The sequence below is a fragment of the Arthrobacter cheniae genome, from assembly GCF_003602275.1.
Taxonomy (GTDB): domain Bacteria; phylum Actinomycetota; class Actinomycetes; order Actinomycetales; family Micrococcaceae; genus Arthrobacter_D; species Arthrobacter_D cheniae.
This window is the reverse complement of the sequence record NZ_QZVT01000004.1, coordinates 173172-199319: the sequence shown is the minus strand read 5'-3', so window position 1 is coordinate 199319 and position 26148 is coordinate 173172. Positions and strand designations below refer to the sequence as shown.

The window sequence follows — 26148 nt, the reverse complement described above, 5'->3', positions numbered from 1 at the left end:
TGTGTTAGCTTAGTCACATGTTCGAAGATGATCAGCCGCGGCCGTTGCTCGAAGTTCGGGGAATCACCAAGCAATTTGCTGGTGTCCAGGCACTGAAAGGCGTAGACCTGCAGGTTCTTCCGGGGGAAGTCCATTGCGTCATGGGGCAGAACGGCGCAGGAAAATCCACCCTTATCAAGACCCTCTCCGGCGTCCATCAGCCCGATAGCGGGGAGATCCGCTGGGAAGGCAAGGAGATATCCCTCGCCGGTCCTACCTCGGCGCTCGATCTTGGCATCGCCACCATGTACCAGGAGCTCGACGTCGTCGACGGGCTGTCCGTCGCCGAGAACATCTTCCTGGGGCACGAACGCTCCAGCGGTGGAGTGCTGCAGGTCAAGAAGACCAATGCCCTGGCTCGCGCGCTGCTGAAGCGGCTCGGACACGGCGACCTCCCGCCTTCCACCGAGGTCGGTACGCTGTCGGCGGCCAACAAGCAGATCGTGAGCATGGCCCGTGCCCTGTCGCGTGACACGAAGATGATCATCATGGACGAACCGAGCGCCATCCTGGACTCCGGGGAAGTCGCGAACCTCTTCCGTGTGGTCCGTGAACTCACGGCGCAGGGGATCGCCGTGGTCTACATCTCGCACCGGCTCGAGGAGATCCGGCAGATCGGCGACCGCATCTCCGTCATCAAGGACGGCCGCAGCACGGCAAACGGGCTCAGCGTGACGGATACGCCCAGGGAGCAGCTCATTCGGCTGATGACGGGCAGGGACGTCGAGAACGTCTTCCCGGTACGCACCCCCATCCCGGTGGACGCACCCGTCGTCCTCGAGGTCGAGGACCTGGAGCTCGACGGACACTTCGAGAGGGTGAATTTCACCGTCCGGGCGGGAGAGATCCTCGGCTTCGCCGGACTCGTGGGCTCCAAGAGGTCCGAGATCCTCGAGACCATCTACGGAGCCCGCAAGGCGTCCGCCGGAAAGGTCCGGGTCAACGGCAAGCCCCTCCGGGCGGGGTCGGTGAATTCAGCAGTCAACGCAGGAATCGGCCTCTCGCCGGAAGAGCGCAAGAGCCAGGGACTCATCCTCGACGAACCGATCTTCAAGAACGTCACGCTGTCGACGTTCGAACGCTTCGCCCGTGGCGGCTATCTCAACGAGCGTGCGGAGCGCGATGCAGCACGGGGGCAGATCACAGCACTGGAGCTGCGCCCGGCTGATCCTGACCGGCCGGCCCGAACGCTGTCCGGCGGCAACCAGCAGAAGATCCTCCTCGCCCGCTGGCTCGTCCACGGAACACCAGTGCTTCTGCTGGACGAACCCACCCGCGGGGTCGACGTCGGCGCGCGGGCCGAAATCTACGCGCTCATCCGGAAGCTCGCCGCGGATGGTACAGCCATCATCGTGGTCTCGAGCGAGATCGAGGAAGTACTCGGCCTTGCCGACAAGGTACTGGTCATCGACGACGGCAAGGTCCTCACCCAAACCAACGCAAGCGATATCGACGAGCACGGCGTGCTCGACCTCGTCATGAAGGGAAGTGCCGCGTGAGCGAGCAGAAAACCAAGGCGGCTGAACCGCGTACCGACGCGACGGACGAGCCCAGCAGCCACAAGTCCAACCCCGTCCGAAGCGCCCTGAGGGGCTCTTCGGGGCGGAACCTGGGCTTGATCATCGCACTCGCACTGCTCATCGTGGTAGGTGGGGTCACCAGCGGAGACCGTTTCCTCAACGTCGAGAACATGCTGACCATCCTGCGCTACGCATCGATCATCGGCGTGGTGAGCATCGGCGTCACCTTCGTCATCACGGCCGGCGGCATCGATCTATCCGTGGGCTCGGTCATCGGCCTGACGACAGTGGTCGCCAGCCTCACGAGCGTGCAACTGGCAGCAACCCAGTCGTCCTGGATCCTCATGGTCATCGTGGCGCTCGCCGTCGGCGCAGGTGCTGGACTGATCAATGGAGTGTTGATCGCGTACGGCAACGTCGTCGCGTTCATCGCCACATTGGCAATGCTCGTGGGAGCACGAGGTCTCGCGGAGCTGATCTCCGGCCGCAGCACCCAGATCGTCTCCAACAGGGACTTCCTGCAGGTCATGCGCTCCGAGCTCCTGGGCATCCCCATCCTCATCTGGATCTTCGTGATCGTCGCAGCCGCAGGTTGGTTCCTCCTGAACCGCACCACGTTCGGGCGCCGTACCATCGCCATCGGTGGAAACCTCGAAGCATCGCGCCTGGCGGGCATCAAGGTGAAGCGCCACCTGGTCTACCTGTACGTCCTCGCAGGCCTCACCTCCGGCATCGGCGGCGTCATGTTCCTCGGCCGCACCACGGCCGGTACGTCCACCCATGGCCTGCTCCTCGAACTCGACGTGATCGCTGCCGTCGTGGTCGGTGGGACGCTGCTCATCGGTGGGCGCGGCACGATCATGGGCACCGTCCTCGGCGTGCTGATCTTCAGCACCCTGGTCAACGTCTTCACCCAGAACAACCTGGATACCTCCATCCAGGCGCTGGCCAGGGGCCTGATCCTCGTCGGCGCCGTTCTGCTGCAGCAGCGCTTCGCAGCCCGCGGTCCGCGCCGAATGAAGAGCTAGGTCAAGCTACAGGCCGCCGCCGGGACGGCTGCCAGAAATTCCCGAGGAAGGGACGATGACGCGGGTGGCGGGGACTTGAACTCCAAGGGCTTGCACCAGGAGCTGAGCGGCGCTACGGACTTCGACCTGGTCGATGGTGCTCTTCGACAGTTCTTCACGAACGCGAAACTGCGCGCTGTCTCAGTACGTGTGTTCACGCCAATCCCCTCGCTGATCGCATTCGCGGACATGATGCGCCCGGATACGGGGCTTATCCGATCATGCTGGTCCTGCGGCTCCTCCTCCTCGGCCATGACGACGGTCGAGGAGGAGGCCCGTCCCGCAGTAAGGCCCCTGCAGGCTGACGTAATGCCTGAGGTCCTGCAAGCGAGCCCCGCACACATGCGGCTCCGTCCCGAAACAGTCCAGCATCAGTCGCACCCGGTTGATCCCCGACATCTCTTGGCGCCTCCTCTGCCGTTATCATGAAGGAACTGATCCTGCTCCAAGGCAATCTGCTCGGAAGGATCTGAACCCGGGTAGAAGGGAAGACGTGATGCCTGCGGCCACATCCTCCCTCAGCGCTTCGGCCTCAGGTCGAAGTAGCGAATCTGCTGCACGTGAGGATCCTGCGACATGACATCCTTACCGCCCGAGCGCAGTCGGCGAATTCTTACGGGTACGAACCTCGGCAATAATCGGGATTCCACCCGCCAGCACAATCTCTCCACCGTTCTCGGGCTCGTACATTCCTTGTCGGGAGTGTCCCGCTCGCAACTCACCCGGGCGACCGGGCTCAACCGCTCGACGATCGCAGCGCTCGTTGCGGAGCTCGTTCAGCTGGGTCTCGTTGTAGAAAGCGACCTGGACCAGGCGCAGCAGTACGGCCGCCCGAGCATAATGATCCAGCCGAGTCCCGGCGCGTTGGCCTTGGCCGTGAACCCCGATGTCGATGTGGTCACGGTCGCCCTTGTCTCGCTCGGCGGGCATATCGTCAACGCCGTTCGTTTTCACACCGTGCGCGCTCCGTCGGCCGCTGAGGTGGTGAATATCGTGTCCGCAATCTACGCGGGCATGCGGACCTCGCTTCCCGCACATCAACGGGTTGTCGGAGTCGGTCTTGCGATCCCTGGCCTGGTGGATCCCGTCGGCGGAACCGTCATCGATGCGCCGCACCTGGGCTGGCGAGACGAGCCTCTTGCGGCCAGGCTCAGTGAGGCGCTGAAGCTTCCCGTGATTGCAGCGAATGACGCCGTAGCGGGCGCACGAGCGCAGGCAACCTTCGGCGCCGGTTGCGGTGTGTCCGATCTTGTCTATCTCTACGGCGGCGCCAGCGGCATCGGCGGTGGAGTGATCAGTGGCGGGCGCCTCATCCACGGTTCCTCCGGTTTCGCTGGGCAGTTGGGCCACACGCACGTCCGTACGGGAGGGGTGCGGTGTACCTGCGGATCCAATGGATGCCTCGAAGCCGAGATCACCCGCGAAGAGCTGATCGCCGCAGTGGATCTTCCTCACGGCGAGACGGAGAACCTCGAAGAAGTCATCATGGAGCGCCTCCAGGATCAGGTTCAGTCCTCTGATCTGCGGGAAGTCATTGACCGGCAGGTCCAGGTGTTGGCTGTCGGGCTGAAGAGTGTGGTCAACCTCCTCAATCCCTCGATGGTCGTCCTGGGTGGTTTTCTGAGGATTCTCGTCCGGGCCGCCCCTGGTGCCCTCAGCGAGGCGTTGAGCACGACGGCGACCCGGGGGCCGCGCGAGAATGTGTCCATCGAGCTCGCGCCCCTAGGGGATGATTCGATTCTGGTCGGCGCTGCCGAATTGGCCTTCGAGCCGCTCATCCGTGACCCTGCCGGATTCCTGCGCCTGCGTACCGCCGTCGTAGAAGCCGTCCATAACGAGATTCCAGTGCCGGCGCAGACGGCCTGAGAGCACGAAGCAGGCCCTGCTTCAGCCTGAGCTGAAGCAGGGCCTGCTATTTTCCCCTGGGCGGAGGATCTTCAGGGCCTAGTCACCCTGCTGATCGTCGCGCATCAGTTGGTCGCCGTGAGTACCACCTCAGCGGTTCCGGTCAACGGAGCTGATGCCTGATCGCCCGCGTCGGTGTAGGTTGCGCTGAAGACGGCGGAGAGATCATCGACAGCGGGGTCGTGGCCCTCAGGCACGGTGGTGGTGATGGTACCCGTGCAACCACTGGTTGTGGTTTGCGGATGGCCGTGGGTGTGGTGACCCAGGATGTAGGTCACCTGGACCTTCGAGCAGTCAACAGGCTGGTCATCCGTCACTCGGACATCAAAGGTGACGGTATCGCCGAATTCGAAGCCCTGGCTCGCGACGGGACTGATGAACTCGACGACCGGGGCCTGGTTTCCCACTTCGATCGGCACCTCGACGGAGGAGTGGCGACCGCGGTGCTTGCCACCGAGATCGGTGACCTTCAGGCTCGCCGTGGAGGTTCCGTTCTCCTCGTACGTCCGGGTGGGGTTGGCTTCCTCGGAGTCCACGACGCCATCGGAGTTGAAATCCCACTCGTAGCGGAGCTTGTCGCCGTCCGCGTCGGTGGTGCCTTCGCTCGAGAACTGGACGGTCAGCGGTGAAGCTCCCACAGTCGGTGTGCCGGAGGCTGCAGCCACGGGGCTGTGGTTCCCGTTCACGCCGATGTGGTCGATGCGGGACAGCTGCGCATCGGGGTTCTCTCCGAAGTAGCCGTCACCGTATTCAAGGACGTAGAGGGCGCCGTTGGGCCCGAATTCCATGTCAATGGGATTATCGACGACCAAGGAGCGGGCCACGTTCTCGATCGAGGCGAGGTCGCCGTTGTCGACAGTCATGGCCTTGATGTAGTCGCGGGTCCACTCGTACAAGAAGGATTTACCGTCGTAGTAGGCAGGCCAGGCGACGGGTGCCTGACCACTCGTTGCCTTCGTGTCGAATTCGTAGGCCGGGCCGGCCATGGGGCCGATTCCGCCGGTTTCGAGCTGAGGGAATTCGGACGAGGCGCCGTAGCTGTACCAGACTTCTGGTTGGGCTACCGGAGGCAGCTCGCGAAGCCCGGTGTTGTTCGGCGACTCATTCACGGGTGCCGCGCAGTCGAAGGCCTTACCGGAGGTGGAGGTGGCGAAGTCGTAGTCGTTGTACGGCAGTTCTGCGGTAGCGCAGTAGGGCCAGCCATAGTTGGACGGTTCGGTGACAACAGCCCATTTTCCTGTGCCGGAGGGTCCACGGAGGGGATCCGCCGTCCTGGCATCGGGTGAGTAGTCAGCAATGAAGAGTTCGCCCGTGCTCTTGCTCAGTTCGATGCGGAATGGATTGCGCAAACCCATCACGTAGATCTCAGGTCGGGTCTGCGCTGTACCCGGCTCGAAGAGATTGCCCTCGGGGACGGTGTAGCCGCCACCGTCCTTCGGGGTGATGCGTAGCACCTTGCCGCGCAAGTCATTGGTATTGCTGGAGGTTCGCTGGGCATCGAATGCCGGGTTGCTGTTCGGACGTTCATCGAGGGGCGTGAAACCGCCCGACGAGAACGGATTGGTGTCATCACCGGTCGAGAGGTAGAGATCGCCCTGGGCGTCGAAGACGATGTCACCGCCGACATGGCAGCAAATGCCCCGGTCCACGGGAACCTCGAGGATCTCCTGCTCGCTGGCGAGGTCGATGGTGGAGCCGTCGAACTTGAAGCGGGAAAGAGTGAGGGAACCCTTGAACTTCTCGAAGTCCGCCGCCGTGCCCGTGGTAGGTGCATCACCCTCGTTGACCCCTGTGGTCGAGGGGTCATCGACCGGAGTGTCCTGTGGCGGTGAGTAGTACAGGTAGACCCAATTGTTGCCCTTGGTCCCGAATTCGGGGTCGAGCGCGACGCTCTGCAGGCCCTCTTCGTCATGCTGATAGACATCGAGTGTTGCGGCAAGGCTATTGAGTCCGGTCTTTGCATCGTTGAGCCAGACCTCGCCACCACGGGTGGTGTGCAGAACATTCTCGTTGGGAAGTACCGCGAGATCCACAGGCTCGCCCGGGCCGTCGTTGAGTGTTACTTTCTGGAAGCTCGTGTCCGCCGGCGCGGCTTCCGCCGGAGCGCTGGGCTCGGCCACCGCCGGGGTGACGGCAAAGGACGTTGCCATGAGTGCTGCCATCGCCAGCCCGGCGCCTACTCGGACTGAGCGTCTCTCTGAAAAGCTGGTGGCTCTGCTGCGGCGCACCGGAGCTTTCGCTACCTCGTGTCGATTGACTGTCATCATCCACTCTTTTCTCGTCATTGAGGACCCGGACCAGCCGGACTCGAGTCACCTGAAACGCTAGTAGAAGGTCACTCAATTAGCTAGTGGTCTGACAAAACAAAGTGCTTCAATTACGCCTCTAATATTCGGGCAGCAAAAAGTAACCCCTGGCATAAAAGGGTTTAATCCCCTTTGCACTGCAACAGACTTTTGTTGCGCGAGGATCTAAAGCTTGCGAGGAGGGGTGGTTTTGCCGTACTCATCAATCCGATGCACGGTCGAATGTTCGCGCTATACCTCAAATCCCTGCGTCTGGAGCACAAGGCCCTTCACAGCAGCGGCAGGGACCTGCCGACCGCTGCTGAGGAGGGCCTCCACCAAGGGGGGGACTCGATGATCCGAACCGATGATCAGTGGTCTGCCGTCCGGGGACTCAGGTAGTCGTCCGTGGGTTCCGCGTACACATGTCGGATCAAGGGGGACCGTGCTCATGGCGTACCGCAGACCCGTTTTTTTCTTGGCCAGATTCATTCCTGCTTTTGCCTTCGCCAATCTGTCCGCTGGATCGAAGAACAACTCAGCGGGGTCGTAGCCGGGCTTACGGTGGATATCAACGCCTCGTGCGTATTCCGGCGCACGCTGATCGTCGAGCCAGAAGTAGTAGGTGAACCAGGCCCCGGGCTCGGCGATGACGATGAGTTCCCCGGACCTCTCATGGTCGAGGCCGTGGCGTGCCTGTGCCTCCCGGTCGAGGACCTCGTCCACGCCGTCGATGCCGCGAAGAATAGCGGCGACCCGTTTGAGGTGAGCTGGATCCGACACGTAGACGTGGGCTACCTGGTGGTCGGCGACAGCAAAGGCGCGGGAGGTCCACGGGTCGAGTTGTTCCCTGCCGCCCTGGACGTAGACCTCGAGCAACCCCTCCCGCCGCAGAACACGATTGATGTCCACCGGGGTGTGGGCTTCTTCGATCCCGTACTCGGCCACCGTGATCACCGTGTAGTTCTGCGCCTCGGCGTCGTCCAGCAGTGGGGCGAGCGCGCTGTCGAGCTCGGCGGCTGCATGGGCGGCCTGTGGCGAGTCGGGCCCGAACCGTTGCAGGTCGTAGTCCAGGTGCGGCAGGTAGGCCATCAGCAGCTCTGGCGCCTGAGTGCGCATGATGTGCCTGGTGGAGTTGACGATCCATTGACTCGACGCGATGGACGCCGTAGGACCCCAGTACTGGAAGAGCGGGAAGTCGCCGTAGTGGGCCACCAACTCGTCGTGCAGCTCCGCCGGGCGCACGTAGGCATCGGGAGACTTGCGGCCGTCCGCATGATAGATGGGTCGGGGTGTCACCGTCAGATCGGTGGACATTCCCATGGCGTACCACCAACAGATGTTTCCAGCACGGTATGTCGGATCCTGCCGGCGGGCGGTCTCCCAGATCTTCTCACCGCTGACGAGCCTGTTGTGCTGACGCCAGAAGGAAATATCCCCGAGTTCCCTGAAGTACCACCCGTTTCCCACGATCCCGTGCTGCGCCGGGGCCAGGCCGGTCAGCATCGTGGACTGGACGGTGCAGGTCACGGCAGGCAGCACGGTGGCCAGTTCCGAGGACCATCCCTGTGTGGCCAGCCGGGAGAGACGAGGCATCCGGCTCAGTGCCTTGGCGGTCAGGCCGACGACGTTCAACAGCAGTACGGGTTTCACGGTTTTCCTTGCATCGGGCTGTCAGTGGTGCGCGGCATCAACAGTTCTGGAGTGACGGCTGGGTAGGAGACAGGTTCGACCCTGCCCATGCGATCTCAGCTGCAATCCCTTCAGTAATACCCACCGACGCGCCGGGCAGCACGCTCCAGGTATAGGTCTCGATGTCGAGGTGTACCTCAGGCCCATAGGCCAACTGGCCGACTTCGGCCACGGTCCGCACCAGCACGTCCACGGTGGTTCTCAGCGGGGCGGACGGCACGTGGTGGAGTGGGACATGGAAGTGGACCCGCCATGCATTCTCCCGCGGCAGGTCGGTGAGTGCTTCCGGGAGATCGTCGGCAGCCAGGACACCGGTGGGCTGCAGCTCCCGCACCTGGTGGAGATAACGCGGCTCGACGAAGCCCTCCAGAGCCTCCCGTGCTGCCGGATCGGAGGGGTCGGTGACGTGCAGGGCGGCTGAGGCCTGCACCTTCACTATCCGCAGGCCCGCCGCGTCGATCTCCTTCACGGCGTCGGCAGGGTCTGCGAATGAGACGGCGAGGTGGCAGGTGTCCACACACAGCCCTACGAATTCAGGATCGATACCCCGGTGGATTCGAGCTCCCAGCCACTCGACGACATCAGCGACCGTGTCCAGGACACACCCCGGCTCCGGTTCGACGGCGACGCGAATGGTTCTTCCCGTGCGCTCGCGGAGATCCCGCAATCGGGAGCTGAGCTCGGCGAACGCGGCAGTGGCGTCATCGTCGTCCTGCCGCGTCCAGGGCTCACGCCACGCAAGAGGCAGGGTGGAGATCGAACCGGCTGTGTCCTCCGGCAGCAATGCCGCGAGCACCTCGGCGCAGTTCAGGGTGTAGTCCAGCCGCTCGCGCTCCGCCCAGGTGGGTTTATAGACCTCGAGTTTGACCACCTCGTTGTGGAAGCCACCGAAGGGGAATGCGTTGATGGTGTGTAGCTGCAGGCCTTCAGCGCTGAGGACATCGTGGAGAGCGGCCCGGTCCTCGGCGCTGCCGGCCAGCTGGGCGGCCAGTTCGGCAGGTAGCCACAGTCCGACGCCGAGAGTGTCCAGGCCTGCGGTGCGGCGGATCGGCCCCGAGTACTCGTGGAGTTGCCGGATCACGCCGTCGAGGTCCTCGGCTGGATGGACGTTGGTGCAGTAGGAGAGCAGCATCAGGCGCGAGCACCCCTGAGAACCGAATTGCCCTCGAAGCCCGCCGTAGCGTCCAGCGGCCCAGCCTCATCGAACCCCGGAATCGGACCGAGGATCAGCTGTCCGCTTTGTCCATAGAACTCCACAGGGTTGCACCACAGGACCTGGTCGACGTCGTCGCTCGTGAAGCCGGCCGCGAGCATGGCATTGGCGGTACTGAAGGTCTTCAGCGGGTCGGACCTGCCCCAGTCAGCAGCGGAGTTGACCAGCACCCTTTCGGTCCCGTACCGGGCGAGGATGGCAACCATGCGCTGCTCGTCCATCTTCGTGTCCGGGTAGATGGAGAATCCCATCCAGGCTCCCGCGTTCTTCACCAGTTCCACATTCGTCTCGTTCAGGTGGTCGACGACGACCATCCCGGGAGCGACTCCCGACTCGCGCACGACGTCGAGGGTGCGGTAGGTGCCGGCGAGCTTCTCCCTGTGCGGAGTGTGCACCATCACCGGCAGTGAGAACTCGAGAGCGAGTTCCAACTGCCGGCTGAATGCCTCGTCCTCGGCGGCAGTCATGGAGTCATAGCCGATCTCACCAACGGCAACGACGCCTTCCTTGATGAGGTAGCGGGGCAACTCTTCCAGAATGGGAACGCACCGGGGATCGTTCGCCTCCTTGGGGTTGAGGGCGATCGTGGCGTGATGCCGAATACCGAACTGGGCGGCACGAAACCTCTCCCAACCCAGTAGTGAGTCGAAGTAGTCGATGAAGGAACCCACGTTGGTGCGGGGTTGCCCCGACCAGAAAGCAGGCTCCACAAGGGCACGCACTCCACTGGCGTACATGGCTGCGTAGTCATCGGTGGTGCGGCTTGTCATGTGGATGTGCGGGTCGAAGAGGCGCATGGGTGGCTTCCCTTAGGACGAAGTCGAGTAGCTGGAGGAGGCTTGCAGGAGCAGCTGGACGTCATCCGGGACAGGTCTCCCTGCGGCGGTGCGTTCGGCGGCGAAGTCGCTCGCCATCCGGGCGAGTTCGTCGTCGGCCCGTTCCGTAAGATGGGCGACGGCCTGGAGACTGATTCCCATGAAGACCAGCTTCAGAACGGCATGGCGCCAACTGTGCTGGTCCAGATAGGTGGCCGCGAACGGACCGACGGCGGCAGCAACGACACCGCTTTCATTGGTCCGTAGGGCCTCGTTCGTCAGGCGCAGGCCTACGGACACGACCGTGTCGGGAAGTTGCTGCGAGCCTGTGGACAACGCTCCTAATCCCCTGAGTACCCCACGGCGTTCCGCTGAGTCGCCGTTGCCATAGAGCGTCAGCAAGGCCTGAGCCAGTTCATCTGGCGGGAGGACATCCCCCAGTCGACCGATCAACTGGCCCCTCAGGTGGTCACATGCGGTGCCGAAGAGAACACCGGTCGGATCGTTGTCCGGACGTATCGGACCGCGGCCGACGTGGCGACGGGCCAAGGTGAAAATCGTGGAAAGGGTGCCGGTTCCTGTGGCGATCGCCGTCGCGCTCTCCTGCAGCCACCGTCCGTTCTCCCCAATCCTCCCTGCGTCGTGCCAGCCGGCGCGAAGGGCATGAATACTCCGTGCCGCCAGTCCCGGAGCGTCATACGAGTGTCGAGGTAGCTCTACTGCGGCCACGCCGCGGTAGTCCAATTCGGCCAGGGTAGCGAGTGCCAGGGGCAGGTCCACATCTCCTTCGCCGAACGGGAGGTGTTCGTGGGCGTGGGGCCGCATATCGTCCAGTTGCACGTTGGCCAGTAGAGGGCCTGCCAAGAGAAGGGCACCACGCACACCGTCCGGCTCGACCACGACACAGTGCCCGATGTCCACCGTCACCCGCAGGTTGCGAGGATTCCCCAGTTCCGCCCGAAGACGCAGCACGTCAGAAACCGTTTCCACCACCATGCCTGGTTCAGGTTCGACGGCGAGGAGAACCCCCTTGTCACGGGCGTATTCGACGATCTCCGCGACGCGTGAGGTGAGGCGCTGCCACCCCACTTCCGCGGTGGTTCCCTCCGGCAGGACGCCGGAGAAGAAGGACACGCATTCTGCCTGCAGGGCTGCTGCGATGTCGATAGCACGGCGGAGGAATACCACGCGGGTTGTTGCCTCGTCATCCACCAGTGCAGGCCGGTGCTTGTGGCGGGGATCGAGCAGGAATCGAGTGCCCGTTTCGATCACGACACGAAGCCCCAGTTCGTCGAGCAGGCGTCGTAGTGACTGCAACTGGTCGCCCAGGTCCTCGGCGTAAGGGTCCAGGTGTGGGTGGCCCAGAGTCAGTGCCACGGCGTCGTATCCCTGCTCGGCTATCAGTCCAAGCGCCACAGGCAGGGGATGGTCGGCGAATCCGTTGGTGCCGTACCCAAGGCTGAAGGGCATCGTCGACGTCGAGGTGAGGCCTGATGCCGTCATGACTCGCTTATCCTTGAGCCTCTTGGACGGGACCGCAGAATCTTACCGACCAGATCGATGGAGGCAATCACTACTCCAGCGGCAACATTCCCATGGCGAAGCGTGAGTGCTGCCTGCAGGGGGACCATCGCCCGAATCCCTGCCTTCGTTGCCTCGAGTGCATTGCCAGCCACCGGTTCTCGTGCAGCGCGGGCCTGGGCCGGCATGCACCGCGCCGCGTAGGTGGCCGCCGCCGCAAGTACGGCAAGCGTTCGACTGCGGGTTCCGAGAGTGCCGGCTACGACTGCTCCGGCAAGGAGCCCGGTGCTGGCAGCGGCGCTGGAAGCTATGACCGTCGTTGTTCCTTCGACCTCACCGCGCGACAGGAGGGTGACGGCAATCGTGTGTCCTCCCATGATGCCTGCGGCGGCGAGTGCGGGGCGTAGGTGCCCGAAGCCGGCGCCCATGAGGACGTCGAGAGCGCGGCACGTCCCCATAGTGATCGCGCCGGGCACTGCGTAGTTCTTCGCCAGGAGGTCGTAGGTCCAGATCGAGGTGGCGAGAGGGATTGCCAGTGCGAACGCCCGCCTGCCTCCACCGGTGGCGCTGAGAGCGAGCCCGGCAACGGTGAGGGTCGAGGCCGCACAGAGGGCGGCACGGGCGCTGATCCTCCCGGACGGAATCGGCCGTTCCGGGCGCTCGTCCGCATCGGTGCCGCGGTCGGAGTAGTCGTTCAGCGCCATGCCGCCGGCGTAGAGGCAGGCACTCGCAAGAGGGAGCGCGATCCGGCGACCGCTGAGCATGTGCCCGGCCGCGGACCCACCCGCGAGGGTGTCGCCGAAGACGGTGAGAATGGCCGGGGCCCGAACCAGTTCAAGATAATCGTTGACGCGGCTCATTGCTGATCGACGATTCCCGTGCCGGCTGCAGTCGATGAGCTCATGGTCTGTGCCCATTCCACGAGGTTGTCGGTCTGACGGGAGAAGGAGTGCTCATTACTTCCCCACGGATCCTTGAAGAAGAACCCGAGAGCGCCTACATGGCCCTTCTCGCCGGAGGCGTGGGCGAGGGCCATCAGCCGCGAGAGGTCGAGCACCATAGGAGCGGCGAGCATCGAGTCGAAGGCGGTCCAGGTTGTCTGGAGGGTGAGACGGGAACCGAGGAAACCTTCGATGTTGATGTGGTCCCACGCGACTTTCGTCTCGCCCAGATCCTGGACGTTGTCGATGTGCAGTGGGGTGGCGGCACCTCCGGTCAACTCCCGTAGTCCTCGGTTCTTGGACTGAAGCTTCCCCGAAACTGCCCGCGGGTCCGCGAGAGTGGCGCCATCACCACCGCCGAGCAGGTTGGTTCCCGCCCAGGACAGGACGCGGAGCCCGCGCGCGGATAGGGCCGGTGCCACGACTGAACGCAGCCAGGTCTGTCCCGTCTTGCCGTCCTGCCCCGCGGTCGGAACTCCTGAGCCGACGGCAAGTTCGTACAGTGCAGGCACATTAAGAGCGGTGGAGGGAGTGAAACAGACGTAGGGCGAGCCGGCCAGGACGGCGGCGTAGGCGCTGATGGAGCTAGGAGGCAGAACAGAGCGTGACGGGTCTTCCAACGCGGCCAGGAGCATATCGATGTCCGTGAATTCAGGGACGGTTTCCACGGGCGCTTCGGTGGAGGCCACATCGAGGACGATGACACGGCTCAGGCCGTGGGAGATTCTGAAGTCGGAAATATCCGAGGCGAGGCGACGCGCTGCCTCAGCTTGTGATTCTGATTCCTGCCGAGGATCGTAGCCGGGCCGAACGCGCTGGTCGGCTTCCACCAGCTGGGATCGGACGGACTCGAAGAGGTGTAGGGGTAGCATGCCCGATTCGACGAGTGCCTCGGCGCGCTTCGCCATCGAGACATCACTGATGTCATGGCCGCCCACCACGAAGTCGGCGAACCCAGGAAGATCGACCCCGTCGAACACCGCCTGTTCCGTGACGCATCCGGTGGCGTCAGCGAAGCCGGCTGATATAGCAGCGAGTCCCATCGTGGCCGTCGTCGCCACGGAGCCCCGTGCGCCGATGAGCCAGATACCCGTCTTGCCGTAGTCGTGGGAGGTCGGACCTGCGCTCATGGTTGCGCTTCGTACCGCTTTGGCTGCTGTAGCCACGTCAGTTTCCTTTCAATGTGCTGTGGAGCTTGGCGCACGAGTGTTCGAGACATGGTCGGGAGCATCTGGATGGGTCCTCCGGCTGGCGTAGAGGACATCGGTCGGCACGTGGGCGGCTCCCGAGGGCTGAACGGTCGGGAGGTGCAGGTCAGGGAGCTGGAGCTGTCCTCGACGGATGCGGAGGTGGTGAGGGGTGCACTCCTGATCCACCGCGAAATGCTGCTTGGAGCCGTGCGGTCCGAAGGATCGGTGTCCAGTCGACTTCACCTTCGCCGACATCAGTCCGGATCACCCTCGAGGAACCCCGATGTGAAATGCAGGAGCTCGACCCCTTCGCGCGAACAAAGGCTGCAAGTGTGAGACCTCGATCAAAACTTCCTCCTTGAAGTGATGCCGCGTCTCTGGCGGGCTGATCGCCTGAGCTGGTGAAGAACACCGTGGTCACCCGTGAGACGCCGATCACAACGAACCTAACACGGCTAATAGCGACGAACAACGGATGTCCGCATCCGGACCGCCGTATCCAGGGATCGGCGATGAGCAGTTCAGTCGACACTGGAAGGGCTTATGTGAAGTCCGCACCGCTCTTACTCCGAAGCGCCCCCGCCATCGCGAGTGGGGCAATTAGCACGAGATCCCGCGAAGTTCGCTCCCGCTGTTGACTGTGAAAACTGCCATCGGTTTCGTCGATTCATATGCTCTAATTGCACGGTGACTGACATAAGTAGCTTCGACGGTCTTGCCTCTTCTGGAGCAAGCGAGTTGTTCCAGATCCTCAGAGACGGCCGGCCCCGGACCAGATCCGAACTCGCCGAGCAGATGGGGCTCGCACGGTCGACGGTCACCCTTCGCATCGAGGCGCTCATGGAACTGGGACTCGTGGGCTTCGTCAATGACGCCGTGTCCACCGGCGGCCGTCCTTCTTCTCGGATCGCGCTCAAGGCTGGAAGCAAGGTGGTTCTCGGTGTCGACATCGGCGCATCCCATTTGCAGGTAGCGGTCACCGACCTCACGGGGCATATTCTTCAACAGAGTGCGCGCTCCATCGAAATCACTCAGGGTCCCGATGTAGTGCTTCAAGCCGTTGTCGAACTCGGCAGCAAGCTCCTCATAGACTCCGGTCGAGTTCTGACTGACCTGTTGGCTATCGGGATAGGGGTGCCCGGCCCGGTGGAACACCGTACCGGCAGGCCGATCAACCCGCCCATCATGCCCGGCTGGAACGGCTACGACGTTCCAGGGTACCTACAGCGCCATTTTCACGTTCCGGTACTGGTGGACAATGACGTCAACATCATGGCGCTCGGTGAGCGCAATGTCGCCTGGCCGAAGGTCGACAACCTCGTCTTCGTGAAGGTCGCCACGGGAATCGGCGCGGGCATCGTCTCGAGCGGCATGTTGCAGCGGGGAGCGGACGGCGTAGCGGGCGATATAGGGCACATCCGCGTGCATGGCGGCACCGGGGTCCCCTGTCACTGCGGGAACCAGGACTGCCTTGAAGCAGTTGCCTCGGGGCCGGCTGTGGCGTCCAAGCTACGTAGTCTGGGACTGGAGGCGAGCACCGGCGAGGACGTTGTCCGGTTGGTGGGGGAAGGCAGCACAGGAGCCATCCACGCGGTGCGCCAGGCGGGGAGGGACGTAGGCGAGGTGCTGTCCGCCTGTGTCAGTCTCATCAACCCTTCCGTCATCGTCATCGGCGGCTCCATGGCGCTGACCGGGGAGCAGTTCATCGCGGGTATACGGGAAATGGTCTACTCACGGACCATTCCGCTGGCGACTCAGCATCTCCAGATCGTCCAATCCAGTTCAGGGCCGAATGCGGGGGTACTCGGCGCGAGCATGCTTGCTATTCATCACGCAATGTCCCCGCATCGCATTGATGCCATGGTCCTCGGTCTCTCCTGATGGATAGCAGATTCTCCGGAGCTTTTTGCGGCCAACTGGCTACTTTTGCTTGACAGACAGCAAAAGCCCGCCTTAGCCTCGAGACACGGATCTGGTCTCGCCCAATACTGAAAAAACGCGGGGTTGCCGCGGAGGACGTAGAAGGTAGGGGCGGGCGGCACGCTGGGGCCCGCTCGCAGTGCAACCAAGCCGTATGCCAATGTCCATTCGTGCAACAAGAAACGCAACACCGCGCTATAGACACCCCGTCTTGTCGGCTCAGGGTCGATCAACCGCGATACCGACGACGAAGCTGTCGTTGACCATCGCGCACGATCGTCGAGGATGGCCGAAGCAGGTCTCCACAGCTTGAGTCGTACGTATTCCCTCATGACCGCTGCGTTGCAGCTCCACATGCTGTCCGGGACCAACGACGGTCCCGACAGCATTCTCGCCAGAAAGGCAAACACATGTGCTTCGGATTCGATGCCAAAGGTGCCCTCCGCCAATCACTCGAGCAGAAGGGATTCGATCGGCGTAACTTCCTCCGGGGAGCCGTCGCGGCAGGCGTAGGTGCTGGGCTCGCCGGTGTCGGCGGAACCGCTGCCATGGCGGCCCCGGTCGGCAAGGCTGCCGGGCAGCGGGTTCCGCCCGGCCTCATCAGCATCCAGCTCTATACGCTGCGCTCGATCATGTCCGGTGCGGGGGTGGACAGCACGTTCCAGAAGCTTGCCGACTACGGCTACACGAAGGTCGAGCTCGCCGGTTTGTACGGTCGCACCGCCGTGTCGATGCGGTCCACCCTCGACTCGTTGGGTATCACCCCCTCGTCCAGCCACGACGGGATCAGCGCCACCCCGGCGGCCCTGCAAACCAAGATCGCCAACGCGGCCGTCCTGGGCCAGACCTACATGAACGTGCCCTACCTCGCCTCGACCAAGGCCGACGACTGGCGCCTCTGGGCCGACCAGATGAATGTGGAGGCTGCTGCTGCGAGCGATGCCGGCCTGAAGTACGGCTACCACAACCACGCCCACGAGTTCACCACGGACCTCGGCGGCGGTCTCACGCCATGGGAGATCTTCACGACCCGGCTCGACCCGACGCTCGTCCACCTCGAGGTGGACCTCTACTGGGCGGTGACCGGCGGTGTCGGCGTCGGCGCGGCGGATCCGATCCAGTTCGCCATCGACACCATCCAGCAGGCGCCGCAGAAGACCCTGCAGTACCACGTGAAGGACCGTGACACTGCCGGCGGTTTCGCGGATCTCGGTACCGGGAAGATCGACTTCGGCCGAATCTTCGAAGCGCACAAGCCGAAGGAGTACATCGTCGAGAACGATCAGCCGGACGTGACGCCCCTGCAGACCGCGGAAGTGGGCTACAACTACCTGCGGGCCCTGCGCTACTAGCCGGAGGGGATCCACAGCGTGAGGAGAGCCGGGCCCGCACTTGTGTGTGGGCCCGGCTCTTGCCACGGACAGTCCTGATCAGCTCCAGCCCTGTGGGATCGGGCATCCGTGCCGCCCCTACTAAGCTGGTCGCATGACCGCCGAGACCTCCGCGCAGACCACCGACCGCTCCCGGCTCCTCGAGCTCATCAAGGAACTCGCCGTGGTGCACGAGCGCGTCACGCTCTCCAGCGGCGTAGAGGCGGACTACTACATCGACCTCCGCCGCATCACGCTCCACCACGAGGCCTCCGTGCTCGTGGGACGCGTCATGCTGCAACTGCTCGACGACGCCGGTATCGCCTTCGAGGCGGCCGGCGGTCTGACGATGGGTGCCGATCCCGTCGGGACCGCGGTCATGCACGCGGCGTCCGGGGCCGGACGCCCCATCGACGCCTTCGTGGTCCGCAAGACGCAGAAAACCCATGGGATGGGCCGCCAGGTCGAGGGGCCGGACGTCTCGGGACGCCCCGTCGTCGTGCTCGAGGACACCTCGACCACGGGTGGCTCCGCGCTGACCGCCGTCGAGGGCGTGCGCCGCGCAGGCGGCGATGTCCAGGCCGTCGCGGTCATCGTCGACCGCAGCACCGGGTCGAAGGAGCGCATCGAGTCCGAAGCCGGGGTGCCGTACCTCTTCGCCTTCGGCAAGGATGAGCTGGGCCTCGACTGACGGGCACGCAGCGCAGGGCAGGCAGGACGAAACGACGCGTGGCGAACGATGACGCCCGAACACTGCAGCGGGCGCTGGAGTTCCGTGAATCCTCCCGCCGGTCCTTCCTGATCGGCTCGGCGGCTGCGGCAGTGGTGACCACGGACCTCGCTTTCACGCGCGTCATCCAGTCACAGCGCGAGCAGACGCGGATCCTGCCGCTCGATGACGACGACGCCCGCGCCCGGTTCCCCAACGACCGCTGGGTGCTGTTCCCCGGGTACAAGACCAGTTGGGAGGAGGGGCTATGGATCCTCAACTCGCTGCGTCCGGCCCTGTCGAAGCGGGCGCAGATGGCCGTCATGGGCTACTCGAACCGTGGCCTCGACATCAACAACGTCGTCGCCACGATGAACCGCTACGTGGACAACTTCCGGCTCGAGAAACTGTATTTCTACGGCCACAGTTTCGGCGGCATGGTCGCGGTCGAGGTGGCTGCCCGCCTCCGTGACCGCGGCATCCCCGTGGAGCTGGTCCTGCTCGACTCGTCCCCGTCCAGCCGCTACGACGTGCTGGACCAGCGGATGTTCGATGGCGTCGTGCTGCTGTACGAGGCCGGCGTGCGCGTGCCGATCAGCGTTCGCGGTACCTACGAACTCGGTGAACGGATAGTCCACAAGAACGAGCGGACGTGGAGCCAGGTCGTCGATCAGACGCTCGAGCAACTCTCGCCGTTGGCGCCGAGCAGCGAACTCATCCAGTCGGAATCCTCGTACATCTACCACTTCGACGTCACCCGCTTCCGGCTGTCGCTCGGCGATACGAGGGTGGTCTTCGCCGGGAACCCGAACGACGGCGTCGTCGACTATGCGAGGGCGCGTTCCGGCTGGGCGCGGGAACTGCCCGACAACTTGCTCCCCGTCGACTACGTGACGGACGGTGCGTTGCCTGCCCATGCGAGTCCGCAGTGGAACCCGGGGATCTATCAGGAGGTCGTGGCGACGGTCCAGCGCGAGTTCGTCCCGGTACCGCGGGGCGGCGGCTGGAAACGCTACTTCTAGGCCTGGACCGGTCGGCTCACACCTGATCGATCAGGTCCGCCACCGAGTTGCAGATCTGCGCAGGGCGGAACGGGTAGGCATTGATGTCCGCCGCCTGGGTGATGCCGCTGAGCACCAGGACGGTGTGCAATCCAGCCTCCATGCCCGCGATGATGTCGGTGTCCATGCGGTCGCCGATCATGGCCGTGGTCTCCGAATGTGCGTCGATCTGGTTCATCGCCGAGCGGAACATCATGGGGTTGGGTTTGCCGACGATGTAGGGGTCACGGCTCGTCGCCGCAGTGATCATCGCGGCGATCGCCCCCGTCGCGGGAAGGGGGCCTTCCTTCGAAGGGCCGGTGACGTCCGGGTTGGTCGCGATGAAGCGCGCTCCTTCGAGGATCAGGCGGACAGCCTTGGTGATCGCCTCGAACGAGTAGGTGCGGGTCTCGCCCAGCACCACGTAGTCAGGATTCGTGTCCGTGAGGACGAAACCGGCCTCGTGCAGCGCCGTCGTGAGCCCTGCCTCGCCGATGACGTAGGCGCGGCCTCCCGGCAGCTGGTCACGGAGGAATTGCGCCGTGGCCAGCGCCGATGTCCACAGGTTCTCCTCCGGGATCTCCAGCCCGGACGCCTTCAGGCGCGCGGCGAGGTCTCGCGGCGTGTAGATCGAATTGTTGGTCAGGACGAGGAATCGCTTCGACGTGGCCACCCACCGTTCGATCAGCTCGGCTGCGCCCGGAATGGCCTGATTCTCGTGCACCAGCACGCCGTCCATGTCGGTGAGCCAGCACTCGATGTGTTCGTTCTCGCGCATGGATGTCCTTTCAGAGGGTGGAGCTGACCTACGTGGGCCAGTCTTGCATCTTTGCCGCCGACTACGCTGGGACCGTGAGAGAAACACTGTCGGAACCCGTCGACGCCGCAGCGCCGGACGAGGCGCCCGGGACACCCGCCGTCGGCGTCGGACCCTGGGAGGGTGAGTGGCCCGACGGCGATCACTGGGACCGGGGCTTGCTGGCTTCCGGTGACACCCGGAACGTCGTCGATGCCTACCGCTACTGGACGCACGAGGCGATCGTCGCGGACCTCGACGAACGGCGCCACGGTTTCCACGTGGCCATCGAGAACTGGCAGCACGATCTCAATATCGGCTCCGTGGTGCGGACGGCGAACGCCTTCCTGGCGAGGGAGGTCCACATCATCGGGCGACGGCGGTGGAACCGGCGCGGCGCCATGGTCACCGACCGCTACCAGCACGTCCGCCACCACCCCACCGTCGCCGACTTCACCGCCTGGGCCGCAGCTGAGGGCCTGGCCGTGATCGGGATCGACAACTTCCCCGATTCCGTACCCCTCGAGACCTTCGAGCTGCCCGAGAAGTGCGTGCTGGTGTTCGGCCAGGAGGGACCCGGCCTCACGCCCGAGGTGCACGAGGCGGCCGAGGCGACCCTCTCGATCGCTCAGTTCGGCTCGACGCGCTCCATCAACGCCTCGGCTGCCGCTGCCATCGCGATGCACGGCTGGGTGCGGCGGCACGTGTTCGGCCAGGGCGCCTGATCGAAGACCGCCGGCGTGCGCCGTCGTCATTAGCACCGACGTCCCCTGCGTCCGGGAGGTCCGCTCGCTAGGATGAGGAGCAAAGCACTCACCACCACTAAGGAGTCCCNAATCCAACGAAATCCTCAACCAGCTCGACGCGATCGGCATCTCCTACGACGAAATCGTCGACAAACTCGAAACCGAAGGCCTCGACAAATTCGTCACCAGCTGGTCCGAACTCCTCGCCGACGTCGAAGCTGCCCTCGCCAGCGCACGTAACACCACCGGAGGAATTCTCGTCAGCTAGGCACCTCCACACGGCGTCACTCGTGCTGTGCAACAGCCAAGCGAATAGAGTTCTCGGCTGTTGTGCAGCACGAGCCGTGAGCAGGATATTCGCAGCGAAGGGTCCGTTGAGGCACGATATCGAGATGGATCCCACCTGGAGTCTCCCCTCAGCGGTACCAAAGGTCGAAACCCCCTCTTGTACCCGCGACCAGCTGCCGTAATTCCGGCTGGGCACGTACCGTCGTGCCTGGTACGGGCTGTTCCTCACGCTCCCAAGCTCACGCATAGCACTCATCCGCAAGCTTTGACCGCTACCGAAAGGTAAACACCATGCCCTCTTCACCTTTGAAGTGCTGCATCAATCCCAGCATCCTCTCGGCCGACTTCGTCAACCTGGCGTCAGAGCTGGCCCGGATCAGCAACGCCGACGCCGTGCACGTGGATGTCATGGACAACGATTTCGTGCCGAATCTGACGATTGGTCTGCCCGTGGTGGAACGGTTGCAGGATGTCAGCCCGATCCCGTTGGACGCCCACCTCATGATCTCCAATGTGGACCGGTGGGCCCCGCAGTTCGCCGACGCCGGTCTGAGTTCGGTGACATTCCATGTCGAGGCCTCCGATGCCCCTATAAAACTGGCCCGCGAACTTCGCGCTCGGGGAGCCAAGGCGGGGATGGCTCTGCGCCCGGCCACCCCGGTGGAGCCGTACCTGGATATGCTCCCGGAACTGGACATGCTGTTGATCATGACGGTGGAACCCGGATTTGGCGGTCAGGCATTCCTGGACGTCATGCTGCCCAAGATCCGCCGTGCCCGTGCGGCAGTCGATGGTTCCGGGGTGGACGTGGCCATTCAGGTCGACGGCGGCATCACTGAGGAAACCATCACGCGGGCCGCGGAAGCCGGCGCCAATGTCTTCGTAGCGGGATCAGCCGTGTACGGAAAGGCATCGCCCGAGGAAGCCATCGAGTCGCTGCGCGCGAAGGGACAACTCGCGCTGACCCCAAAGGCACCCCGCCTGAATACAACCGCCTCCTAACTACGCCTGAAGGACCACTTATGCGCGTTCATATCGCAACCGACCATGCCGGCATGGAGCTCAGCTCCCACCTCATCACCGCACTGTCAGCCGATGGCTACGAGATGGTTGACCACGGGCCTGCCTCCTACGACGCCGAGGACGACTATCCGGTGTTCTGCATCAATGCGGCCGCCGCGGTGGTGGCTGACCAGGTGGCCGGCGTGGATGCCCTCGGGATTGTGCTGGGCGGCTCGGGCAACGGCGAGCAGATCGCCGCGAACAAGGTCAAGGGTGTGAGAGCCGCCCTGGCCTGGAACCTCGATACAGCGAAGCTGGCCCGCGAGCACAACGACGCCAACGTAGTAGCAGTGGGCGGACGCCAGCACACCGTGGAGGAAGCCACCGAACTGGTCAAGGCTTTCCTCTCGGAACCATTCAGCAACGCCGACCGCCATGTGCGCCGCATCACCAAGATCGCCGCCTATGAAACCACCGGTGAGCTCGCCAACTGAATCAGCGCCTACCAGGAGTAGGCTGCGGCGCACGAAAGAGCTAACGGTGCGACGTTGCGGACTCTCGACAGCTGCCTGAAGGACGGAAGGTCCTTCCACAGAAGGACCTTCCGCCTGTCCCCTTGCCTGACAGAATTCGGCGTTTGCCCTGACCAGCAGGGAAAAGCCCACAAGTAGAACTTTTAATTGGAGTCAGTATGCCTATTGCCAGCCCTGATGTTTATGCCGAGATGATTGATCGTGCGAAGGCGGGCGGTTTTGCGTTTCCTGCGGTGAATGTGACGTCGTCGCAGACGTTGAATGCTGCGATGCGTGGTTTCGCTGAGGCTGGTTCTGATGGGATTGTGCAGGTGTCCACCGGTGGTGCTGCGTATTGGTCCGGTGCGAGTGTGAAGGACATGGTGGCGGGGTCGTTGGGGTTCGCGGCGTTCGCGAAGGAGGTGGCGCGGAAGTATGACGTGAATATCGCGTTGCATACCGATCACTGTCCCAAGGACAAGTTGGATGATTTCGTGTTGCCGTTGCTCGCGGCGTCCGAGGACGCGGTGAGGAATGGTCGGGATCCGATTTTCAATTCGCATATGTGGGACGGGTCGGCTGAGTCCCTGGAGGAGAATCTGCGGATCGCCCGGGAGATCCTGCCTCGTGCGGCGGCGGCGAAGATCATCCTGGAGGTGGAGATCGGGACCGTCGGTGGTGAGGAAGATGGTGTGGAGCATGCGATCAACGACAAGCTGTACAGCACGGTCGAGGATGCGTTGGCGACGGTGGAGGCGCTTGGTGCCGGTGAGCATGGCCGGTATATCACGGCGTTGACGTTCGGGAATGTGCATGGTGTGTACAAGCCTGGTGGGGTGAAGTTGCGGCCGGAGATCCTCAAGGACATCCAGGATCAGGTCGGTCGGCGGATCGGGAAGGACAAGCCGTTCGATCTGGTGTTCCATGGTGGGTCGGGGTCCTCGGATCGGGAGATCGCCGATGCTGTTTCCTATGGTGTGATCAAGATGAATATCGATACCGATACGCAGTACGCGTTCACCCGTCCGGTGGTCGATCACATGCTCAGGAATTATGACGGTGTGTTGAAGGTCGATGGTGAGGTCGGTAACAAGAAGGCCTATGACCCGCGGGTGTGGGGTGCCTCGGCCGAGGCCGGTCTCGCGGCGCGTATCGTCGAGGCTGCGGTGTCCCTGGGCTCTGCCGGGCAGAAGCTCTGATCCCGGTGGCTGAGGAATTCCGCAGGAACCTGATGGGCCCCGAGCCCACCCTCCTACCGGAGGAATCCGACGTCGTCGCACGCCTCGCAGCACACCACGCGCGGACCAGCAATGCCAGCGAGAGTGGTAGTCGATGACCGCACGGTTGATCGATGGTTTCGATGGCCTGCTCGCAGATCTCGACGGCGTGGTGTACGTGGGGCCGCGGGTGATCGACGGGGCGACCGAAGCGCTGGAACGGCTCGCGGAGGAGGGCAAGAGCCTGGCGTACGTCACCAACAACGCGTCCCGCTCCTCCGAGCAGGTCGCTTCGCATCTGCGGGAACTGGGGGCACCTGCCATTGCTGCGCAGGTTTTCGGATCCGCGCTGGCCGGTGCAGAGTTGCTCGCCGGGAATGTTGCCCCGGGCGCATCGGTGCTGGTCGTCGGGAGTCAGACCCTCGCGGACGCCGTCAGGGCGCAGGGACTGATCGTCGTACCGTCCGCGGCCGATCGGCCGGACGCCGTCATTCAGGGGTTCTCCCCCACGCTTGCGTGGAAGGACCTGGCCGAGGCCTCCTACGCGGTCGCCGCGGGTGCCGTCTGGGTAGCGACGAATACGGATATGTCGCTTCCTCAGGAACGGGGGTTCGCTCCCGGCAACGGAACAATGGTGGCTGCAGTTGCAGCGGCGACCGGCAAGTCGCCCATGGTGGCCGGGAAGCCCGAAGCAGCCCTGTTCGAGACCGCGGCACGCCACTCCGGCGTCGAGCGGGCTCTCGTCATCGGGGACCGGCTGGACACCGACATCCTGGGCGGAAATCGCGCCGGCATGGCAACAGTCCTCGTCCTTACAGGCGTGGACACAGTCCGTACAGCCCTGGCTGCGTGCGTGAGCGAGCGTCCGGACTACCTGATCCGCTCCATGGGCGAGCTCTATGAGGAGTACCCAGCGATTACGACCGACGACGGCAATTACTTCTGTGGCACCTCTGTAGCCAGAGTTTCGGGATCAACGGTGAGTATCAGCGGTCTCGAGGACGACCTCGACAGCTGGCGCGCTGCCTGTGCCGCCTGGTGGGCCGCCCACCCCGACACGACACCGGACGGTGATCCAAAGCCCGTGTTCACGACAGCCGGCTAGCGACCGACACTCACCGGTTATCGATCCGATCCCATTGGTCGACAACTTGCGCAGCACCTGCACGATAGGAGACCGGTGCCGGCCTCCGAAGCTATACAATTCACTGCTTAAATGACGCACTGCTTGAATAAGGGAGAGTGTGTGGCACTGGCCCCAGCCGGTAGGGCTGAGGCCAGTGGTCCTGTAGTCATGCGTGGCTGGTGATGTTGCGTGGAATCAGTCGGGGTAGAGCTTTGACATAGGTGACCATGCCGAGGAGCTCGACGAGCGTTTGGGTGACGACGACCAGTGCTACCAGGGCCAAGGGTTCCGGTAGTGCCAGGGCCAGCGGAAGAACGACGAGGGAGTTCCTGGTCGCTCCGCTGAAGACCACGGCGGTCGTGCTGCCCGCGTCAAGGCGGGCGGTGCGTGCGGCGACCATCCCTACGGGGACCATGATGACCAGGAACGCGATGTAGATCGGGATGACCGCGAGCAGTGAGCGTAGCTCCTGCCCAACTCCGACTATCTGGGACCCAATTACAATCGCCAGCGTGAGCATCATCAGGGGAACCATAAGGCCCTGCATGAGGGCCATTATGCGACGGGCTGCCAGGGCTCGGCCTGCCCACCGCTGGGTCAGTGCGGCTGCAACCAACGGAATGATGATCAGCACGACGAGGGCTTCGATGAAGGGCCCCGGTTCAATAGCTGAGACCAGGTCCGGGCCGATGAAGATCAGCAGGTAGAGCGGCAGTAACAGCATCTGGGTGAGCATCAGCAGTGGTGCGGCCGCGAGGAGCCGGTCGCTTGATCCGCCGGCCAACCCGGAGAACACGATGACGTAATCAATACATGGTGCGAGCAGGACCATCATCACCCCGACCAGCAGGGCCTGGTCGTCCGCGACGAAGCGGGACAGGGTGAAGACGATGACCGGCACGATGAGGAAGTTCAGGATCATGACCGTGGCCATGAAACGTACATCACGCACCGCTTGCCCGATTTTCCCAAACGGTATCCCGAGAAACGTGGCGAACAGCAACAGGCCCAGGACGGGATTGATCGACAGCTCCAGTGGCTCGGCGGCTGCTGGTACCAGCCACCCGAAGAGGCCGCCGGCAACGATTGCCAGAAGATAGAGGCGAATCTGGTGTTGTTCCATGCCCTCAACGAGGCGTCCCGTATTCATGATCCGACCCTACGTGTATTACCCATGCGGGTCGGTGACGCGCCCGACCAGTAGGGGACTGCTGAGAGATTCATCAATTCCTTA

General features: G+C 63.6%; 22 protein-coding genes. 13 read left to right on the top strand and 9 right to left on the bottom strand.

Features of this window, described 5'->3' with window-relative positions:
* Nucleotides 1-17 precede the first annotated feature (17 nt).
* The 3 genes from D6T63_RS08760 (at nt 18) to D6T63_RS08745 (ending at nt 4492) form a co-directional block, all read left to right on the top strand.
* Nucleotides 18-1538 carry a sugar ABC transporter ATP-binding protein gene (locus D6T63_RS08760; protein WP_182976938.1) on the top strand — a complete coding sequence of 507 codons (1521 nt, stop codon included), beginning with the start codon at nt 18-20 and terminating at the stop codon, nt 1536-1538.
* Entirely contained in the window at nt 1535-2587 is a 1053-nt protein-coding gene (locus D6T63_RS08755; protein WP_120148624.1) for an ABC transporter permease, read from the top strand. Before D6T63_RS08760 ends, D6T63_RS08755 begins: the two co-directional genes overlap by 4 nt.
* 615 nt (nt 2588-3202) lie before the next feature.
* Entirely contained in the window at nt 3203-4492 is a 1290-nt protein-coding gene (locus tag D6T63_RS08745; RefSeq protein WP_120148622.1) for an ROK family transcriptional regulator, read from the top strand.
* Between the two features lie 104 nt (nt 4493-4596).
* Here the strand turns inward: D6T63_RS08745 and D6T63_RS08740 are convergent, their stop codons facing one another.
* The 7 genes from D6T63_RS08740 to D6T63_RS08710 form a co-directional block, all read right to left on the bottom strand.
* Nucleotides 4597-6681: a PQQ-dependent sugar dehydrogenase gene (locus tag D6T63_RS08740; RefSeq protein WP_220725911.1), complete on the bottom strand. Its 2085-nt coding sequence runs from the start codon at nt 6679-6681 to the stop codon at nt 4597-4599.
* Between the two features lie 387 nt (nt 6682-7068).
* Nucleotides 7069-8469, bottom strand: a complete 1401-nt coding sequence (locus D6T63_RS08735; RefSeq protein ID WP_120148620.1) for an alkaline phosphatase family protein — start codon at nt 8467-8469, stop codon at nt 7069-7071.
* Between the two features lie 37 nt (nt 8470-8506).
* Nucleotides 8507-9640 (bottom strand): metabolite traffic protein EboE, encoded by a 1134-nt coding sequence (gene eboE / locus D6T63_RS08730; protein ID WP_182976937.1) that lies wholly within the window; start codon nt 9638-9640, stop codon nt 8507-8509.
* Nucleotides 9640-10518: a TatD family hydrolase gene (locus D6T63_RS08725; RefSeq protein ID WP_120148619.1), complete on the bottom strand. Its 879-nt coding sequence runs from the start codon at nt 10516-10518 to the stop codon at nt 9640-9642. The genes eboE and D6T63_RS08725 overlap by 1 nt, the downstream gene beginning before the upstream one ends.
* 12 nt (nt 10519-10530) lie before the next feature.
* The gene (locus tag D6T63_RS08720) at nt 10531-12039 is read right to left on the bottom strand and encodes an EboA domain-containing protein (protein WP_220725910.1); all 1509 of its coding nucleotides are present in this window, start codon (nt 12037-12039) and stop codon (nt 10531-10533) included.
* Nucleotides 12036-12917 (bottom strand): SCO3242 family prenyltransferase, encoded by an 882-nt coding sequence (locus tag D6T63_RS08715; protein ID WP_120148618.1) that lies wholly within the window; start codon nt 12915-12917, stop codon nt 12036-12038. The genes D6T63_RS08720 and D6T63_RS08715 overlap by 4 nt, the downstream gene beginning before the upstream one ends.
* Entirely contained in the window at nt 12914-14164 is a 1251-nt protein-coding gene (locus D6T63_RS08710) for an inositol-3-phosphate synthase (protein ID WP_235830642.1), read from the bottom strand. Before D6T63_RS08710 ends, D6T63_RS08715 begins: the two co-directional genes overlap by 4 nt.
* 720 nt (nt 14165-14884) lie before the next feature.
* Between D6T63_RS08710 and D6T63_RS08705 the strand changes: the two genes are divergently transcribed.
* From D6T63_RS08705 to D6T63_RS08690, 4 genes are all read left to right on the top strand, one after another.
* Nucleotides 14885-16069 carry an ROK family transcriptional regulator gene (locus D6T63_RS08705; protein ID WP_407923732.1) on the top strand — a complete coding sequence of 395 codons (1185 nt, stop codon included), beginning with the start codon at nt 14885-14887 and terminating at the stop codon, nt 16067-16069.
* Nucleotides 16070-16518: 449 nt separating this feature from the next.
* Nucleotides 16519-17460, top strand: a complete 942-nt coding sequence (locus D6T63_RS08700) for a sugar phosphate isomerase/epimerase family protein (RefSeq protein WP_120148617.1) — start codon at nt 16519-16521, stop codon at nt 17458-17460.
* A gap of 133 nt (nt 17461-17593) precedes the next feature.
* Nucleotides 17594-18169, top strand: a complete 576-nt coding sequence (gene pyrE, locus D6T63_RS08695) for an orotate phosphoribosyltransferase (protein ID WP_120148616.1) — start codon at nt 17594-17596, stop codon at nt 18167-18169.
* A 38-nt stretch (nt 18170-18207) separates the two neighbouring features.
* Nucleotides 18208-19209: a thioesterase domain-containing protein gene (locus D6T63_RS08690; protein ID WP_120148615.1), complete on the top strand. Its 1002-nt coding sequence runs from the start codon at nt 18208-18210 to the stop codon at nt 19207-19209.
* A gap of 16 nt (nt 19210-19225) precedes the next feature.
* On the opposite strand, the gene D6T63_RS08685 is transcribed toward D6T63_RS08690, so the two are convergent.
* Complete coding sequence (locus tag D6T63_RS08685) at nt 19226-20005, bottom strand: HAD-IIA family hydrolase (protein ID WP_120148614.1); 780 nt, start codon at nt 20003-20005, stop codon at nt 19226-19228.
* A 74-nt stretch (nt 20006-20079) separates the two neighbouring features.
* Here D6T63_RS08685 and D6T63_RS08680 point away from each other — a divergent pair, with 74 nt between their 5' ends.
* The 6 genes from D6T63_RS08680 to D6T63_RS08650 all read left to right on the top strand — a co-directional run bounded on the left by D6T63_RS08680 (nt 20080) and on the right by D6T63_RS08650 (nt 24893).
* On the top strand, nt 20080-20748 hold the full coding sequence (locus D6T63_RS08680; RefSeq protein WP_407923726.1) for a TrmH family RNA methyltransferase: 669 nt from the start codon (nt 20080-20082) through the stop codon (nt 20746-20748).
* Between the two features lie 600 nt (nt 20749-21348).
* Nucleotides 21349-22059, top strand: coding sequence for a ribulose-phosphate 3-epimerase (gene rpe, locus D6T63_RS08670; protein ID WP_120148611.1), 711 nt, complete (start codon nt 21349-21351; stop codon nt 22057-22059).
* 20 nt (nt 22060-22079) lie between these two features.
* A complete protein-coding gene (locus tag D6T63_RS08665) occupies nt 22080-22553 on the top strand; it encodes a ribose-5-phosphate isomerase (RefSeq protein WP_120148610.1) in 474 nt (157 codons plus the stop codon).
* A gap of 197 nt (nt 22554-22750) precedes the next feature.
* Nucleotides 22751-23770: a class II fructose-bisphosphate aldolase gene (fbaA, locus tag D6T63_RS08660; protein WP_120148609.1), complete on the top strand. Its 1020-nt coding sequence runs from the start codon at nt 22751-22753 to the stop codon at nt 23768-23770.
* 5 nt (nt 23771-23775) lie between these two features.
* On the top strand, nt 23776-23907 hold the full coding sequence (locus D6T63_RS20015; RefSeq protein WP_268878016.1) for a hypothetical protein: 132 nt from the start codon (nt 23776-23778) through the stop codon (nt 23905-23907).
* Entirely contained in the window at nt 23904-24893 is a 990-nt protein-coding gene (locus tag D6T63_RS08650; RefSeq protein ID WP_182976936.1) for an HAD-IIA family hydrolase, read from the top strand. Before D6T63_RS20015 ends, D6T63_RS08650 begins: the two co-directional genes overlap by 4 nt.
* Nucleotides 24894-25080: 187 nt before the next feature.
* On the opposite strand, the gene D6T63_RS08645 is transcribed toward D6T63_RS08650, so the two are convergent.
* The gene (locus tag D6T63_RS08645) at nt 25081-26064 is read right to left on the bottom strand and encodes an arsenic resistance protein (RefSeq protein ID WP_235830640.1); all 984 of its coding nucleotides are present in this window, start codon (nt 26062-26064) and stop codon (nt 25081-25083) included.
* Nucleotides 26065-26148 lie beyond the last annotated feature (84 nt).

Bases quoted from the DNA above. Each gene is read 5' to 3' on its own strand.
- D6T63_RS08760 (WP_182976938.1), top strand. From the start codon at position 18: ATGTTCGAAGATGATCAGCCGCGGCCGTTGCTCGAAGTTCGGGGAATC.
- D6T63_RS08745 (WP_120148622.1), top strand. From the start codon at position 3,203: ATGACATCCTTACCGCCCGAGCGCAGTCGGCGAATTCTTACGGGTACG.
- D6T63_RS08740 (WP_220725911.1), bottom strand. From the start codon at position 6,681: ATGGCAACGTCCTTTGCCGTCACCCCGGCGGTGGCCGAGCCCAGCGCT.
- eboE (WP_182976937.1), bottom strand. From the start codon at position 9,640: ATGCTGCTCTCCTACTGCACCAACGTCCATCCAGCCGAGGACCTCGAC.
- D6T63_RS08725 (WP_120148619.1), bottom strand. From the start codon at position 10,518: ATGCGCCTCTTCGACCCGCACATCCACATGACAAGCCGCACCACCGAT.
- D6T63_RS08720 (WP_220725910.1), bottom strand. From the start codon at position 12,039: ATGACGGCATCAGGCCTCACCTCGACGTCGACGATGCCCTTCAGCCTT.
- D6T63_RS08715 (WP_120148618.1), bottom strand. From the start codon at position 12,917: ATGAGCCGCGTCAACGATTATCTTGAACTGGTTCGGGCCCCGGCCATT.
- D6T63_RS08700 (WP_120148617.1), top strand. From the start codon at position 16,519: ATGTGCTTCGGATTCGATGCCAAAGGTGCCCTCCGCCAATCACTCGAG.
- pyrE (WP_120148616.1), top strand. From the start codon at position 17,594: ATGACCGCCGAGACCTCCGCGCAGACCACCGACCGCTCCCGGCTCCTC.
- D6T63_RS08685 (WP_120148614.1), bottom strand. From the start codon at position 20,005: ATGCGCGAGAACGAACACATCGAGTGCTGGCTCACCGACATGGACGGC.
- rpe (WP_120148611.1), top strand. From the start codon at position 21,349: ATGCCCTCTTCACCTTTGAAGTGCTGCATCAATCCCAGCATCCTCTCG.
- D6T63_RS08665 (WP_120148610.1), top strand. From the start codon at position 22,080: ATGCGCGTTCATATCGCAACCGACCATGCCGGCATGGAGCTCAGCTCC.
- fbaA (WP_120148609.1), top strand. From the start codon at position 22,751: ATGCCTATTGCCAGCCCTGATGTTTATGCCGAGATGATTGATCGTGCG.
- D6T63_RS08650 (WP_182976936.1), top strand. From the start codon at position 23,904: ATGACCGCACGGTTGATCGATGGTTTCGATGGCCTGCTCGCAGATCTC.
- D6T63_RS08645 (WP_235830640.1), bottom strand. From the start codon at position 26,064: ATGAATACGGGACGCCTCGTTGAGGGCATGGAACAACACCAGATTCGC.